13 protein-coding genes are annotated in these 15,095 nt (G+C 65.9%); 5 read left to right on the top strand and 8 right to left on the bottom strand.

From position 1 onward, the window contains the following. Positions 1-30: 30 nt before the first annotated feature. Entirely contained in the window at positions 31-957 is a 927-nt protein-coding gene (locus XARJCFBP2528_RS16080; protein ID WP_016900909.1) for an oxygenase MpaB family protein, read from the bottom strand. Positions 958-1,486: 529 nt separating this feature from the next. Here XARJCFBP2528_RS16080 and XARJCFBP2528_RS16075 point away from each other — a divergent pair. Continuing rightward, on the top strand, positions 1,487-2,116 hold the full coding sequence (locus XARJCFBP2528_RS16075) for a hypothetical protein (RefSeq protein ID WP_016900910.1): 630 nt from the start codon (positions 1,487-1,489) through the stop codon (positions 2,114-2,116). A gap of 241 nt (positions 2,117-2,357) precedes the next feature. Here XARJCFBP2528_RS16075 and XARJCFBP2528_RS16070 read toward each other — a convergent pair whose 3' ends face one another. The 4 genes from XARJCFBP2528_RS16070 to XARJCFBP2528_RS16055 all read right to left on the bottom strand — a co-directional run bounded on the left by XARJCFBP2528_RS16070 (position 2,358) and on the right by XARJCFBP2528_RS16055 (position 6,591). Then, the gene (locus XARJCFBP2528_RS16070; protein ID WP_026064004.1) at positions 2,358-3,953 is read right to left on the bottom strand and encodes an APC family permease; all 1,596 of its coding nucleotides are present in this window, start codon (positions 3,951-3,953) and stop codon (positions 2,358-2,360) included. A gap of 162 nt (positions 3,954-4,115) precedes the next feature. Next, positions 4,116-4,487, bottom strand: coding sequence for a hypothetical protein (locus XARJCFBP2528_RS16065; RefSeq protein WP_047124882.1), 372 nt, complete (start codon positions 4,485-4,487; stop codon positions 4,116-4,118). A gap of 35 nt (positions 4,488-4,522) precedes the next feature. Next, positions 4,523-5,299 (bottom strand): LytR/AlgR family response regulator transcription factor, encoded by a 777-nt coding sequence (locus XARJCFBP2528_RS16060; RefSeq protein ID WP_047124881.1) that lies wholly within the window; start codon positions 5,297-5,299, stop codon positions 4,523-4,525. Continuing rightward, positions 5,296-6,591 (bottom strand): sensor histidine kinase, encoded by a 1,296-nt coding sequence (locus tag XARJCFBP2528_RS16055; protein ID WP_180973905.1) that lies wholly within the window; start codon positions 6,589-6,591, stop codon positions 5,296-5,298. The genes XARJCFBP2528_RS16060 and XARJCFBP2528_RS16055 overlap by 4 nt, the downstream gene beginning before the upstream one ends. Before the next feature lie 315 nt (positions 6,592-6,906). Between XARJCFBP2528_RS16055 and XARJCFBP2528_RS16050 the strand changes: the two genes are divergently transcribed. Beyond that, positions 6,907-8,121, top strand: coding sequence for an FAD-dependent oxidoreductase (locus tag XARJCFBP2528_RS16050; protein WP_047124879.1), 1,215 nt, complete (start codon positions 6,907-6,909; stop codon positions 8,119-8,121). 23 nt (positions 8,122-8,144) lie between these two features. On the opposite strand, the gene XARJCFBP2528_RS16045 is transcribed toward XARJCFBP2528_RS16050, so the two are convergent. Continuing rightward, positions 8,145-8,339 (bottom strand): hypothetical protein, encoded by a 195-nt coding sequence (locus XARJCFBP2528_RS16045; RefSeq protein ID WP_039816086.1) that lies wholly within the window; start codon positions 8,337-8,339, stop codon positions 8,145-8,147. Between the two features lie 383 nt (positions 8,340-8,722). On the opposite strand from XARJCFBP2528_RS16045, the gene XARJCFBP2528_RS24010 reads away from it, so the two are divergent. The 3 genes from XARJCFBP2528_RS24010 to XARJCFBP2528_RS16035 all read left to right on the top strand — a co-directional run bounded on the left by XARJCFBP2528_RS24010 (position 8,723) and on the right by XARJCFBP2528_RS16035 (position 10,423). Continuing rightward, positions 8,723-8,902, top strand: a complete 180-nt coding sequence (locus XARJCFBP2528_RS24010; RefSeq protein WP_144422808.1) for a hypothetical protein — start codon at positions 8,723-8,725, stop codon at positions 8,900-8,902. Next, positions 8,883-9,389 carry a YciE/YciF ferroxidase family protein gene (locus XARJCFBP2528_RS16040; RefSeq protein WP_016900918.1) on the top strand — a complete coding sequence of 169 codons (507 nt, stop codon included), beginning with the start codon at positions 8,883-8,885 and terminating at the stop codon, positions 9,387-9,389. Before XARJCFBP2528_RS24010 ends, XARJCFBP2528_RS16040 begins: the two co-directional genes overlap by 20 nt. Positions 9,390-9,523: 134 nt before the next feature. Further along, positions 9,524-10,423, top strand: a complete 900-nt coding sequence (locus tag XARJCFBP2528_RS16035) for a manganese catalase family protein (RefSeq protein ID WP_039816089.1) — start codon at positions 9,524-9,526, stop codon at positions 10,421-10,423. Between the two features lie 262 nt (positions 10,424-10,685). Here the strand turns inward: XARJCFBP2528_RS16035 and XARJCFBP2528_RS16030 are convergent, their stop codons facing one another. After that, on the bottom strand, positions 10,686-11,258 hold the full coding sequence (locus tag XARJCFBP2528_RS16030) for a hypothetical protein (RefSeq protein ID WP_039816095.1): 573 nt from the start codon (positions 11,256-11,258) through the stop codon (positions 10,686-10,688). 263 nt (positions 11,259-11,521) lie between these two features. Next, on the bottom strand, positions 11,522-15,076 hold the full coding sequence (locus tag XARJCFBP2528_RS16025; RefSeq protein WP_047124878.1) for a CheR family methyltransferase: 3,555 nt from the start codon (positions 15,074-15,076) through the stop codon (positions 11,522-11,524). Between the last annotated feature and the right edge of the window lie 19 nt (positions 15,077-15,095).

Raw genomic sequence — 15,095 nt, 5'->3', positions numbered from 1 at the left:
CCGCCCTGCACACCAGGCAAGTACCCGCACTCACCGCTCCCCAGGCCACTCCAGCAACATCGTCTGCGGCAGCTGCATGCGGCGGCACGCGCGTGCGGACAGCCCGTCGCGGAGCGCGGTGCGGAACAGCGGCGACAGACTGCGCAACAGCCGCGCCGACGCATGTGCCTGTGCGCGCTGCGTGGTGGTGCGGCCGAGCATGTTGCTGGCCCAACCCGGCAACAAAGCGGTGCCGGCACCGAGGAACACGCCGCGCGACAGACCGGCCGCCGGCACCGGCAGCTGGATGCCAGTGAGGATGTCGAGCACTTCGCGCGAGCGCGTATCCATGCGCAACTGCCCGCGCACGGTGGCGAAATACGCATCGACCTGCGCCTCGCTGGCGGGCACATCGGTGGCGCCCAGCGCTTCGGCGACGCGGCGCGCTTCGTCGTAGTAACGATCGGCGATGCGCGCCGGCACATCACGGCAATAACGTCGGCAGCCCTGCAGAAAACCGTAGGCTTCGGTGACGTGCACCCAGGTCAGCAACTGCGGGTCGTTGGCGTCGTAAGGCACGCCGTCGGCGGTGTGGCCGTGGATATGCGAATGGATGCTGCGCACGCGGGCGATCAGTTGCTCGGCCTCGGCGCGCGGGGCGTAGGTGGTGCCGGCGACGAAATTGGTGGTGCGCCGCAGCCGCCCGATCAAATCGGCGCGGAAGTTGGAATGGTCGTAGACCCCGGCCAGCGCGCGCGGATGCAGCAGCTGCAGCATCAATGCGCACAATCCGCCGGACAACATGCCGGGAAATTCGGAATGCACGCGCCAGGTGACGCTGTCGGGCCCGAAGATGCCGGTATCTCCGAGGGGCTGGTCGTAGTCGATAGTGCTCTGGCCACGGGGAAACGCGCCCAGCACCCAGCGCTGGATCTGCCTGGCGGCGGGGGCAGTGAGGGTACGCAGGACGGCTGACATATACACAAGAATACCGAGCCGGTTGCAAGACCGCGTCGTGGCGCTGAGGGGCTGGGATTTGGGATTTGGGATTGGTGAAAGGCGGCGCCGTGTGCGCTGTTCGTATCCATGCGCGCCGACCGTCTCGACGGGGGCTTGCCCGCCTGTCGCGGGATTTTGCGCGGCATGCATGCTTGCGCGGCGCTCACGCGATCTGTACGCCGGACTGGGTCGCACCGGTCGCAACCGCCACGGATGCAATCACGCAGGCGCGGGTGTGCAGTGCAGCAAGAATGGCGGCGCATCGCAGCTGCAGCCGCCCGGCAAATGCTGCAAAGCGCCTGAATACCGCGATCTGTGCGCCGGTGCGCAGGATTGGGCGGCCGTCGGCTCGCAGCAGGCATTGCCAAGCACAGCGAAAGTGCTAGAACTGGGGCCGTCCGCGCACCGGCCTGCATCACTGCCAGCCGTCTGCCCGGTCGCTCCAGGGCACCGGCGCGTTGCCGGGTGCAGCAAGTCGTTCGTACCAGCCATCCGTCAGGAGCTTGTCATGATCGCTTTGTTCCAGGGTTTGGGCCTGCTATTGCAGGACAACGCACTCCATCGGCTCTCCTTCGACGAGCAGGTCGCGCACTGGCGCGAAAAGAGCGACGAACAGCTCGACCAGGAGCTCAATCTGCTCAAGGTGGCCAAGAAACAGTGGGTGATCGCCTCGATCATCGGCTGGCAGGCGATCTCGCTGGTACTGCTGGGCGTGATCACCCACCAGCTCTGGCAGAACGACTACCACCTCACCTTCAGCCGCGTGGTGATCATCTTTACCTCGTGGGCCTCGATCCTGTTCGTCATGTGGTACATCGCCGATCTGTTCGATCACAGCGCCGGTTTCGAACGCTGGCTGCGCGCCTTCAACAGCCGCGCGCGGGTCACCCCGGATGCCGACTCGGTCGAATGCGTGGCCGATGCGCTGGACATGACGCGCCGCTACCCGGAAGTGCTGCGCTACAAGCAGGAGGTGACCTCTAGGCGCGAGCTACGCCACGAGGACATCGTCAACATGCGCGAGATGGGGCGGCTGCGCCGCTACACCGAACTGTTGCGCGATCTGGACCGCTTCGATGGTGCGCCGCGCCTGGTGACCAATTCCACTACCCATAGCGCGGCAGGGACGCTGGCGTAGCGGTTGCGCGATGGACGCAGGTTGCCGGGAGACGCCGACAACCCCGCGTGTCTGGTGGAACGTGCTGATTGATCCGCCCGCGACACCGGGTGCGCTGCCGGGCAGCGCCAATTGCCGCACCCGATGGCGTGTGCGGCGGCCAACAAGAAAACGGCCGGTGCAGTGCACCGGCCGTTCCTGTTTGCGGCGCCCGAAGACTGGCGCCTGCTCGATCCGTCGTCAGCAATCAGCGATCAGACGCTTACGCCCGCGCGACGGCCTTCTCCACCGACGGCGTACGCCAACCGCTGCGCACACCCCAGATGTAGAACACCGCGCCGACTGCAGCCACTACCGCAAGATCGGTGCCGTAGCTGAGGTAGCCGTGCCCGCCGAAGTCGCTGCTGCCGGCCCAGGACAGCAGCGCGATCGTCGGCAGGTAGCAGATCATCCAGGCCGCGCCCTTGAGGTTGCGCCCAAGATCCGGCCAGCCCTGCTTGGCCTGGTAGTAGCAGTACACCGGCAGCGCCACGACCATCAGCAGGATGATCTCGCCGGTCAGCGGCCAGCGTGCCCAGTACAGCAGTTCGGTCGCCATCACGAAGGCCACGCCGGCCAGCACCGGCAGCGCGGCGATGCGCAGCGGGCGATGCAGTTCCGGGGCATGACGGCGCAGCGCCATCGCGCTGATCGGGCCGGTGAGGTAGGAAATGATGGTCGCCACCGAGATCACCGCCGCCAGCGTGCCCCAGCCGCGGAAGAAGAACAGGAACACGAACGACACCGCCAGGTTGAAGAACATCGCCATGCGCGGCACGCCCCAGACCGGGTGCAGCTTGCCCAGCACCGACGGCATGGTGCCGTTCTTTTCCATGCCGTAGACCATGCGCGCGGTGGTGGCGGTATAGGTGATGCCGGTGCCGCTGGGGCTGACGAACGCATCGATGTACAGCAGCATGGCCAGCCAGTGCAGGTTGACGATGATGGCCAGCTCGGCGAACGGCGAGCGGAAATCGATGCCGTGCCAGCCAGCCTTGGCCAGCAGGTCCGGCGGCACCGCGCCGATGTAGGCTACCTGCAGGATCACGTAGACCACCGTGGCCAGCGCGATCGAGCCGAGCACAGCGAACGGAATGCTGCGGCCCGGGTTGCGTGCTTCACCGGCCAGGTTCACCGGGCTCTGGAAGCCGTTGAAGCTGAAGACGATGCCGGCGGTAGCCACCGCGGTGAGCACCGCGGCCAGGTCGATCACGTGCGCGTCGCCGTGGATGCCGACGCTGAAGTTTTCGCTGTGGAAGCCGCTGGCGATCAAGGCCACGCCGGTCGCCGCCGGCACCACCAGCTTGAACACGGTGATCAGCGTATTAGAGCGCGCGAACAGCTTGACGCTCCAGAAATTGAGGAAGAAATACACCAGCACCAGCACCGCCGAGATCAGCAGGCCGGGCACCGACAACTCCCCCGCCCCGCCGGGTGCCTGCACATACAGGCCCTGCGCCCAGGCCCATGGCCAGGAGGCCATGTACTGCACCGAGGCCTCGGCCTCGACCGGGATCACCGACACGATCGCGATCCAGTTGGCCCAGCCGGCGATGAAGCCCACCAGCGAGCCGTGCGAGTAATGGCTGTAGCGCACCATGCCGCCGGACTCGGGGAACATCGCGCCCAGTTCCGCATAGGACAGCGCGATGGTGGTGATGATCGCTGCACCCAGGATCCAGGCCCAGATCGCACCGGGGCCGGCCAGGCCGGCAGCGCGCCAGGCACCGAACAGCCAGCCGGAACCGATGATCGAGCCCAGGCCGGTGAGCATGAGGGCGAAGGGGCCAACGTCGCGGCGTAGCGATTGTTCGGACATGAGAAGCCTGGCAGTGAGGACGCCGTGAACCGGCAACAAGCTCGCAATGATCGCAGAAGCGGCCGCTGATCGTCAGTGCGTATTCAGGCTTGCGTCCGGTTGCAGCATGGCTTGCTACATAGCTGAAACATGTTTTCGCCGAACCAGGACTGCAAGGCCTGCTCAGCCATGGCAATCGGCGCTGGGCGCGCTGGTATCCACACAGGTATGCGCCTGACGCGGAATGCCGCGCAGTTCGCGCACCTGCCCCGGTGTCAGCGCAAAGCTGTCCAGCGTCCTGCGTGCGCAGGCCGGCGTGCCCGCCGTGTTGCCCGCGGCAGGCGCGGCGCAGTGTTCCTCGTAGACCAGGTAATGGCAGCGACCGCTGCTGCTGGCAAGGCAATGCACATTGAGATCGGTGGCGGTGGCCAGGGTCTTGCTGAAGATCACGTCCTGGCCATTGTTGGTGGCGCGGGTGATGGAGGTGGTGCCGTTACGGTCGTGGCAACCGGCCAACGCAAGCAGGCAATACACGAGGGAGGCGATCAGGCGCATATCAGCAGTCCTTTCAGTCGATGCGATCGGGGGAATTACATGCCGCGGAACAGGCTCATGAAGGGCTGGCTGACGGTGAGCGTTTCGCTGCGCCCGCGCAGCGCCAGCCGGCCCTTGCCGGTGTCCTCGCGCACCACCGAGGCGACCGCCTTCATGTTGACGATGGTGGAGCGGTGGATCTGCTTGAACACCTGCGGATCCAGCACGTCGAGCAATTCGCGCAGCGGCGTGCGCACGATCGCCTCGCCGGCGGCGGTCATCACCGTGGTGTATTTCTGGTCGGCCTGGAAATACGCCACCTCGTCCAGCGCGATCAAGCGCGTCTCGCGGCCGCTGCTGGCGGTGAGCCAGGCCAACGGCGGCGCGGCGCTGGCGGCAGCAGGGCGTGCGGACAGGCGCTGCAGCAAGGCCTCCAGCAGCTGACCATCCGGCTGGCCAGAGGTGGCGCGCTGTTGCACGCGCTGCCAGGTGGCCTGCAGGCGCTCGCGGCTGATCGGCTTGAGCAGATAGTCCACCGCGCCGTGTTCGAACGCATCGATGGCGTACTGGTCGTAGGCAGTGACGAACACCACCTGGGTACGCGGGCTGACCTCGCGCAGCGCACCCGCCACCTCGATACCGGTGAGCCCGGGCATGCGGATATCCAGAAACACCACATCGGGCTGCTGCGCGACGATGGTCTCTAACGCGCCGGCGCCGTCTTCGCATTCGCCCACGATCTGCAGTTGCGGGCACACCTGCGCGAGTAGGGTCAGCAGCGATTGCCGCAGCAGCGCCTCGTCTTCGGCGATCACCGCACGCAGCGCGCTCATGCCTGCACCTGCGCGGTGGAGCTGTGCGTGCCTGGCAACGGCGGCGGCATGCGTGTGGCGGTCATCTGCGCCGGCAGCGGCAGGCTGATGGTGGCGGCCACGCCGCTGGGGAAATTGGACACGATGGCAAAGCTGGCCTTGCCGGCGTAGATCAACTGTAGCCGCTCGCGCAGGTTCTTCAGGCCGATGCCGGTGCCCTGGGTGTGGGTGCCGAAGCCCTGGCCATCGTCGGCCACGGTCAGCGTGGCATGGTCGTCGACGCGACGCGCCAGGATCCATATCGTGCCGCCGCCGGGCTTGGGTTCCAGCCCGTGCTTGATCGCGTTCTCCACCAGGGTTTGCAGCATCATCGACGGCAGTTGCAGCGCGCGCAGCTCGTACGGCACCTCCACCTGCAGGACCAGCCGCGTGCCCATGCGGATGCGCAGGATTTCCAGATAGGCCTGGGTGCGTTCGAGTTCCTCGCCCAGGGTGGAGATGGCCCCGTCGGCGCTGGGCAGCGAGCTGCGCAGGTACTGGATCAGGTGCCCGATCATGATCTCCGCGCGCGGCGGGTCGGTGCGTGCCAGCACCTGTGCGCTGGCCAGCGTGTTGTAGAGAAAGTGCGGCTCGACCTGGGCATGCAGCAGGTTCAGGCGGGCCACCGCCAGTTCCTTTTCCATCACCGATTGCTCGGCCGCGGCCTGTTCGTCGCGACGTTGCTCGCCGACCCGGCGCACCACCGCGCGATTGATCGCCTCGGCGTTCTCGTAATTGCTGCCTTCGTCCACCGCGAACAGGTCCACCCAGGCACCGGCGTCGGGTTCGCACAACACCGTGACGCTGCTGGTGCCCTGCCCCGGCGTGATCGTCACCAGCACCTGGTTGCGCTTGATCGCAAAACGCGCGAACAGGTTCCAGCGCGAGGGCTGACGTCCTTCGTAAGGGTCGATGCGGCGCACCTTGGCGCGGATCAGCAGGCTGCCTGGCGCGCATTCGATGTCCTGCACGCGCGGCAACGCGCGCACGGCCTCTTCGACCACGGCAAAGCTGGCCTGCACCTCCAGCGGCACCTCGATCTGGCGGCGCTGGCGGGTCGACAAGGTGTCGTGATCCAGCCGCCCGGCGATCAGGCGCACCCGGCGCACATGCGTGATCGCACTCATCAGGGCAAGCGTCAGCAGCACCACGCAGATCAGCCCGAAGAAGGCGCCGGTGGAGCCGAACAGCTGCGCCCACATGATCGCAGCCACCAGCAACGCGGCGGCCCAGGCGAACACGATACGCACGATCAGGAAGACGCTGGCAGACACGGGTGGGAGCTCGTTGGGTTGGGACGCGGCGAGCATAGCCGGCAAGCGATCGGGCGAACGCCCCCGGGCGACGAATGGCCGCTGGCGCGGCTTCAACTGCCCGGATCGCGGTGCGAAACCGGCCTGGTCGACGGTGGCAGGCACAGATGCGCGCGGTATGCTCGGCGTGCGCGACCGACGATGCTGCGGGGTGCAGGTCGCTGGCGCGCAGCGCAGGGCCTGGCGTTTACCGGTACTGCACCGCGCGCGCTACGCGTGGCCGACCGCGCGGGCGCCGTTATCCCAATCACCTTCTCTACATCGCTCAGGAGCCGCATGCACCGTCGTCATTTCCTGCACAGCGCCGGCCTCGCGCTCGCGGCCGCTTCCACCGGGAGTTGGGCCACGACCGGCAAGGCGGCCGCTGCGCCGTCCTCGCCGCTACCCGCCACGTCGCCGGGCGCCTCGCCCGACCAGTTCGCCGCAGCGCCGCCGCTGGCGCCGATCCGCGCGGCGGTCGATCGCATCATTGCGATCAACGGCTGCACCCGCCCGTTCCGTGCGCAGGGGCCGCGGATCGAGGCCGAACGCATCGGCCGCAAGACGGTGGTGCACAACTATGGACATGGCGGCAGCGGGTGGTCGCTGTCGTGGGGCGCGGCCGAGCATGCGCTGCGGCTGGTGCAGGCCGCCGATGCGGATGCGCGCGAGCTGGCGGTGATCGGCTGCGGCGCGATCGGGCTGACCACCGCGCTGGTGGCGCAACGTGCGGGCCTGCGCGTGCGCATCTATGCGCGCGAGCGCCTGCCGGACGTGCGCTCGTTCTACGCCACCGGCGTGTGGTCGCCGGACTCGCGCGTGTGCACCAGCGAGCACGCCAGCGCGGATTTCAGGACCCGATGGGAAGAGATGGCGCGCATCTCGTTTCGCCGCTACCAGACCCTGCTGGGCCTGCCGGGCGAGCCGATCGAATGGCGCGATGGCTATGCGTTGTCGGATGTGCCGTTCGATCAACCGAGCGCATCGGCCGAAGCGCATGAGCCGGACTACCCGCCACTGGAGCGCGACCTGCTTGACGATCTCGGCCCGCGCTCGCAGCCGGTCGCGCCCGGCAGTCATCCGTTTCCGGTGCCGTTCGTGCGCCGCTACAGCCAGCTGACCTTCAACCTCAGCGCCTACGCGCGCCTGCTGATGGACGACTTTCTGCGGGCCGGCGGCGAGCTGTACACGCGCAACTTCGAGCATCCGCGCCAGTTCGGCCAGTTGCGCGAAAAGATCCTGGTCAATGCCACCGGCTATGGCGCGCGTGCATTGCTTGGCGACGACAGCGTCATCCCGGTACGTGGGCAGACCGCGCGCCTGATTCCGCAACCGGAAGTGACCTACGGCTTGGTCTGGCGCGGCCACAATCTCAATGTGGTGCCACGCCGCGATGGCTTACTGGTGCAATCGCAAGGTGCCAACGATTTCAACAACCCCGATGCCACGCCGGATCACGCCGCGTCCGCAGCAGCGGTCCGCGAGCTGGCACGCTTGTTTCCTGCGCGCTGAATCGGTTTCCCCGCGCGCTGCGCTCAGGACTCGCCAAGCGAGGCCTGCAGCGCGCGGGCCAGTGCGGCATCGCCGCTGACCAGCTCGTCCCAACGCAAGGCCACGCCCTTGCGTCGGCCTTTTTCGACCAGCTTCAGGCCCTGCGGGTCGATGATCAAGGTATAAGCCTGCTCGCCGATCTGCAGCTCGCGGCGTAGCGGTTTGTCCAACGGCGTCATGGCGATTCCCTGGGCAAGGACGAGCCTTCAGTTGTAGCGCATCTGTCTGCAACGACGTGCATGCCCCGTCGTGCATGCCGCACGGTGCCGGTGCAATAGCTGCGTATCTGCATCGACATCCGCGCAATGAAATCGACATCGGCACATGCGCACCGATGCCGCATGCACGGCCGCGGTCATGCGCCTTGTGCGCACGCATCTCGAGCAGCCGGCATAACCTCGGTCGATTGCAGGACGATTGCCGCGGCTCGGCGCTGGCGAATCGATCGCATGCGCATCATCACCGCGCCGCTCACGGCACAGGTCGTTATCGCCTCGGCATCACCGCATCCACCGATCGCGCTAACACGCCGACGATTAGCGTAGCGACCATGCGAGACAGCGTGAGCAAGCACGACAACAACGCTGCATTGCAGGCTTGGCGTGACGCCAGGCACTGCGATGCCGAAGTGATGACGCAACTGGCTCGCACGCAATTGAAGGCAAGACGCACACACGCTGCACCGCACTGTTTATCCACCTATCCATCCAAAGGAGCCGCCCATGGCGATCAAGACAATTGAAGAGCTTTTCGTCCACGAGCTGTCGGACATCTACAGCGCAGAAAAGCAGCTGACCAAATCGCTGCCGCGTCTGGCACGTGCGGCCACCGAACCCAAGCTGGTGGAAGCGTTCAAGCTGCACCTGGAGGAAACCCAGGGCCAGATCGAACGCATCGACCAGATCGTCGAATTGCTCGGCATCAAGCTCAAGCGCATCAAGTGTGCCGCGATGGAAGGCCTGGTCGAGGAAAGCCGCGAGGTGATCGACGAGATCGAAGAAGGTCCGGTACGCGATGCGGCACTGATCGGCGGCGCACAGAAGGTGGAGCATTACGAGATCGCCTCGTACGGCACCATCGCTGCGATTGCAAAGCAGCTGGGCTACACCGATGCGGTGAGCTTGCTGCTGTCGACGCTGGAAGAAGAAAAGGCCACCGATGAAAAGCTGACCCTGCTCGCCGAGCAAGGCGGCAACCAAAAGGCATCCAAGGCCAGCAAAGCGGCCTGATGCATCGCGCGGGCGCCGCTGCCGCCTGCGTTTGTCCGCGTCCCGCGGGCAACCCCCACCCGTAGCCAGCCTCAGGTTTCTGCGCGCATGCCGCGTTGCAGTTGTCGCCGGGCGCCAGCCAGGAAATACGATCCATGTTTATGCATAACAAGCGTCTGATGTACACCGTTCGCGTTGCCGAACCCAATCCGGATCTGGCCACGCTGATGCTCGAGCAGTTCGGCGGACCGCAGGGCGAACTTGCTGCAGCGATGCAGTATTTCACCCAGGCATTGGGCGAAGACGATCCAGGCCGCAAGGATCTGTTGTTCGATATCGCCACCGAAGAACTGAGCCACCTGGAAATCATCGGCTCGATCATTGCCATGCTCAACAAGGGCCCGAAGGCCGTGTTGTCCGAAGGCATGGAAGAGGCGATGGAGATGCGCTCCATGACCCAGAACAGCACCAGCCACACCCAGCAGATCCTGTACGGCGGTGGCCCGGCGCTGGTCAACTCCAGTGGCGTGCCGTGGACATCGGCCTATGTCGATTCGATCGGTTGCCCGACCTCGGACATGCGCTCCAACATCGCTGCCGAAGCACGCGCCAAGCTGGTCTATGAGCGCCTGATCACCGTCACCGATGACCCGGGTATCGTGGATGCGTTGCGCTTTTTGATGACGCGCGAAGTGGCGCATCAGAAGTCGTTCGAGAAGGCGTTGTACTCGATCGAGCCGAACTTCCCGCCGGGCAAGCTGCCGGGCGACCCGCGCTTCACTGACATCTACTACGACATGTCGCAGGGTGAAGGCGATACGGTCGGCCCGTGGAATGCCGGCGAGCAGTGGGACGTGGTGGCAGACCGTGAGCTGCAGTCCGCAGTCGACGGTGGCGATGGTTCGGCCACGGTTGCGCTGGATGCGACCCAGACCGAGGCATTGGATGCAATGTCGCTGCGTCTGCTGTCCAATCCGGAACTGGATCGGGTGACCGGTGCAGACCTGGGCGCAGGCCCGGGCGCAGGCTCCACCACCGGCGACATCCAACGCTGATCTTCAGCGCTAGCGGTTGCCGAGACTGGCCCGGCTCGTTCGCGACCCGGGCTTTTTAATGCGCAGCCTACTGTGGACAGCAGGCTGCATGCGGTGGGTCGTCTTGCGTTAGCTATCGCGGCAACGTCGGAGTGTGGTCTGCGACGCCCGTGCAACACGGGTGGCTCGATACAAGACGCCGACGAATGCGCAAGGGTTACCGGAGGACTGAAAAGAAAAGAGGCCCGACGGGCCTCCTGGTGTCACTGCGTGCCCACGCCTCTCACACCGGCGCGGCCTGCTGGGCATGCGCTTCGCTGGCCCACTCCGGCCGCACGCCTGCCGCAGTGGTGCAACGCTCCAGCCGCCATGGCAGCAGATGACGTATGGCCTCCTCGCCACTGACCTGTAGCCATTGCGTGGCATCGCCTTCGACGCATAACGGGCGTTGTGTCGGCAGGCTGGTCGAGGAAGCGACCAGCAACGAGAACCCCATCTGCAGGCGGCCACCGATATCCATGACGTTGCGTAGGCCCGCGGCGTACAGCGCACCACCGTCCTGACTCAGCCAGGTCGCCGACGTGGCGCCATCAGCCGATGCGGCGCAGACAAAGCCACACAGCGGGATCAGGCAGCGCTGGGTTTCCCAGATGGCGAGGTCGACGCGCCCCAGCCACTCCGGCTCCTGGGTATTGATCGAGCGCTGCTGTCCCGGAGCACGTCGACCGAAGGTTGCACGCTCCTCACGCTTGCCGCCACGGTCGGCAACCAGAATGTCGGCATCGGCACCGACACCGATCTCGACCCAGGCATTGCTCGCAACGCGGCCCGACAACTGAAGAATGCGCGTAATCATGTTTACTCCACTGTGCATCTGATGACAGCAGGAGCTACGCACAATACGCGCCAAGTTTTTGGGATGCCGCGCAGCGATGCACTGCAATGGTCTTGCATGACGGCCGTGGCATCGGCACCGTCGCGAGGCGCGAATCCGTCGCAACATCTGCACGCACGCGCAGGATTTTCCGTGAGGGGCGCGTCGGGATGCGCAGCATTTCGCACATCGGCATGGCAGCGCCCGCCAGAGTGCGCACGGACTGCACGCGCGCGTGCAGGTGTCTAGCGGTCGTGCAGCGAGGTCAACGGCAACTGGATCTCGCATTCCAGGCGTGTATCGCTGAGCTCGTAACGCGTCTGTGCGCCATGGCTGTACGGCAGCGCCTTTTCGATCAGGCGGCGGCCGAATCCGCCGGCCTGGTCGCGATCGCTGCGTCGCTGCTGGCTGGCGCCTTCTTCGATCCACGACAGCACCAGGCGTGCGGAAGCGTCATTGTTGGACACCACGTCCCAGCGCACCGACAGCGTGCCGGTCTCCACCGCCAGCGCCCCGTACTTGAGCGCATTGGTTGCCAGTTCGTGCAGCGCCAGCGCCAGCGTCTGCACCGTGGACTTGCGCAACGCCACATCCGGGCCTTCCACCACGATGCGCTGTTGGTCGGGCTCGGCACCGAGCGCATCCAGCTCCATCCGCAGCAGCGCACCGATGGTGGTGGGCTCGTTGTCCGACTGCGACAACAACCCTTGCACACGCGACAACGCAGAGAGCCGGTCGTCGAACCTGCCGGCGAATTCCGGCATGCTGTGACTGGTCTGGACAGTCTGCTTAGCGACCGACTGCACCACGGTGATCAGGTTGCGGGTGCGGTGCTGCAATTCGCTGACCAGCACGCGCTGCTCGTCCTGCAGACGGCGCAGATTGTCCGATTCGGTCGAGGTTCCCAGCCATTCCAGCACCTGGCCGCGCTCGTCCAGCACCGGCGCACTGCGCGTATGGAACCAGCGGTAGCCGTCTTCGGCTGCGTTGAACAGGCGATGCTCCACATCCAGCCCGCCGGTACGCGTACTGTCGTGCCAGGCATTCAGGGTCAGCTCGCGCTCGTCCGGATGCACCGCCTGCAGCCAGCCCAGTTCCAGGCTCTCGCCATCGCGTTGGCCGGTGTAGCTGGACCATTGCGGGCTAGACCAGGTCCAGCGGCCGCCATCGAGCGAGCGCCACACCAGTTGCGGAATGCCTTCCATCAAGGTGCGCAGGCGCTGCTCGCTGCTGCGCAACGCGCGCTCGGCGCGTGTCAGCGGGGTGACGTCCATGAAGGTCAACACCGCACCGCCGATGAAGTTGTTGACCGTGCGGTACGGCAGCACGCGCACCATGTAGCGCGCACGGGTGGCGGGGTTTTCCACCTCGCGGTCCAGCACCGCCAGCGTGCGGATCACCCGGCGCACGTCGTCCTGCAGCTCGTCGTAGGCCACGTGCAGCTTGATGTTGCTGATCGGCCGGTGGATATCGCTTTCCACCAGCGGCAGGATGTCGGTGACCGCGGGAGTGAAGTTGGTGACGCGCAGCTCGTTGTCCAGGAACACGGTGGCGATCTGGGTGCTTTCCAGCAGGTTCTTCAGATCGCTGTTGGCATGCGCAAGTTCCTGCACGCGGTGGGCCAGCTCGCCGTTGACCGTGGTGACCTCCTCGTTGACCGACTGCAGCTCTTCCTTGGAGGTTTCCAGCTCTTCGTTGGCGCTCTGCAATTCTTCGTTGAGCGACTGGTATTCCTCGTTGGAGGACTTGAGCTCCTCGTTGGTGCTCTCCAGCTCCTCGATCATCGACTGCAGACGCTCGCGGGTCATGCGCAGCTCGTTCTCCAGCGCCTGCACGTGTGCGTTGTCGGACACGGTATCTTTCGGCGGCGCCAGCTCGGCCAGTTCACGCGCTTCCACTTCCTGGAACAACACCACATAGCCGCGCGGCACCTCCGAATCGGAGGTCGGCTCCACGAACAGGTCCACCGCCAGGGTCGCCGCATCCTCGTGCATCTGGATGCCCTTGACCTGCACCGGCGCCATGTCCGCTTCGGCACGGCTGAGCGCGCTGCGCAACTCCAGCCGCAGGTCGCGGTGAACCAGGTTGAGCAGGTTGAGGCTGGGTGCGCCGCCGCCGGGACGGATGAAACGCCCGGCCTGGGAAGAGAAATGCAGCACGTCGAAATGCTCGTCCAGCACCGCATAGGCCGGGGCATAGCGATCGGCGATGCGCTCGCCGGCGCGCACCAGCGCATTGCTGACACTGCGCTGCTGGCGGTTGGCCGCCGGTGCATGGCCGTCGAGTCCGAGCGAAGACGACGGGAAGGTCGCATGCATGCGGCTGTCGGCATCGATCTTCTGGAACACGCGGAAGCTGCGCTCCACCGGTGCGAACAACTTGGCATGCCGCGAGACGTTTTCGGCATTGCCCAGGAACAGATAGCCGCCGGGTTTGAGGGCGAAGTGAAACACCGGGATCACCCGGTTCTGCAGCTCGGCATCCAGGTAGATCAGCAGATTGCGGCACGACACCAGATCCAGCCGCGAGAACGGCGGATCCTTGACGATGCTGTGCTGCGAGAACACGCACAGCTCGCGCAGCTGCTTGCTCACCACATAGGTATCGCCCTCCTTGACGAACCAGCGCTGCAGGCGCTCCGGCCCCACGTCGGCGACGATGCTGGACGAATAACGCCCCACCCGTGCGATGGCCAACGCACGCCCGTCGATGTCGCTGGCGAAGATCTGGATGCGTGGCGCCACGTCCAGCGTCTGCGCGTGCTCGCGCAACAGCATCGCCAACGAATAGGCCTCTTCGCCGGTAGAGCAGCCCAGCACCCACACCCGCAGGTGATCGCCCGGCTGCTTGCCCTGGAACAGGCGCGGAATCACCTGCTGCTCCAGAAACTCGAACTCGCGGCGGTCGCGGAAGAACTGGGTCACGCCGATCAGCAGATCGTTGAACAGCAGCAGCGGTTCGTCGAAGCGGCTGCGCAGCTGCTCCAGATACTGCTCCAGCGTGTCCACCTGCACCACCTGCATGCGTCGCTGCACGCGGCGCAGGAAGGTGGCGCGCTTGTACCCGTGGAAATCATGGCCGGTGGCATTGCGCAGGATGCTGGCGACCTGGCTGAGCTGATCGTTCTCGCTGCCGTTGCGCACGCCCACCGGTGCCGGATGACCGAAGCGATGGTGTCGCTGCATATGCGCGGCGATGCGTGCGGCCACGCGCGGCAGCGGCAGGATGTCGTCGCTGATGGCGGCCGGGTTGCCGGCACTGCGCAGATCCATGCCATGTAACGACGGGTCGTCCACCGCCAGCGCCAGACCGCCGCATTCCTTGATGGCGGCGGTGCCCAGGGTGCCGTCGCCATCGAAGCGGCCCATGATCAGGCCGATCACGTTGCCGTCCTGGTCGTGCGCCATCGAGACGAAGAAACTGTCGATCAAGCCGTGATCGCTGGCCTCCTCCAGGGCGCGCAGCCGCAGCCGGCCTTCTTCCAGGGTCACCAGGGTCTGGCTGGGCGGCAGGTAAATACGCCCGGGATGCAGCGCATCGCCATCCTCGGGCGCCAGAAGCAGGCTGGATTGCGGGCCGAGCAACTCGCGCAGGCGCGGCTCGTCCAGCAGATGACGATCGCGCAGCAACAGCATGATGACCAGATTGGGCGCGCCGGTGACCGCGTCGAGCAGTTCGGCCAGGCGGGTGGCATCCAGGCCATCGGCGCCGACACCGAGAACGAATAACGGCGGTGGCGCCACGGCCTCGTGCGCAGGAGGCGCTGCGGTGTCGTCGCAGGAAGTGTCGTCGTCAGTCATTGCAGCCATCGCATCAATC

The organism is Xanthomonas arboricola pv. juglandis, from assembly GCF_001013475.1.
Taxonomy (GTDB): domain Bacteria; phylum Pseudomonadota; class Gammaproteobacteria; order Xanthomonadales; family Xanthomonadaceae; genus Xanthomonas; species Xanthomonas arboricola.
Note: the sequence above shows the minus strand (reverse complement) of the source record. Positions and strands in the feature narration are given on the sequence as shown.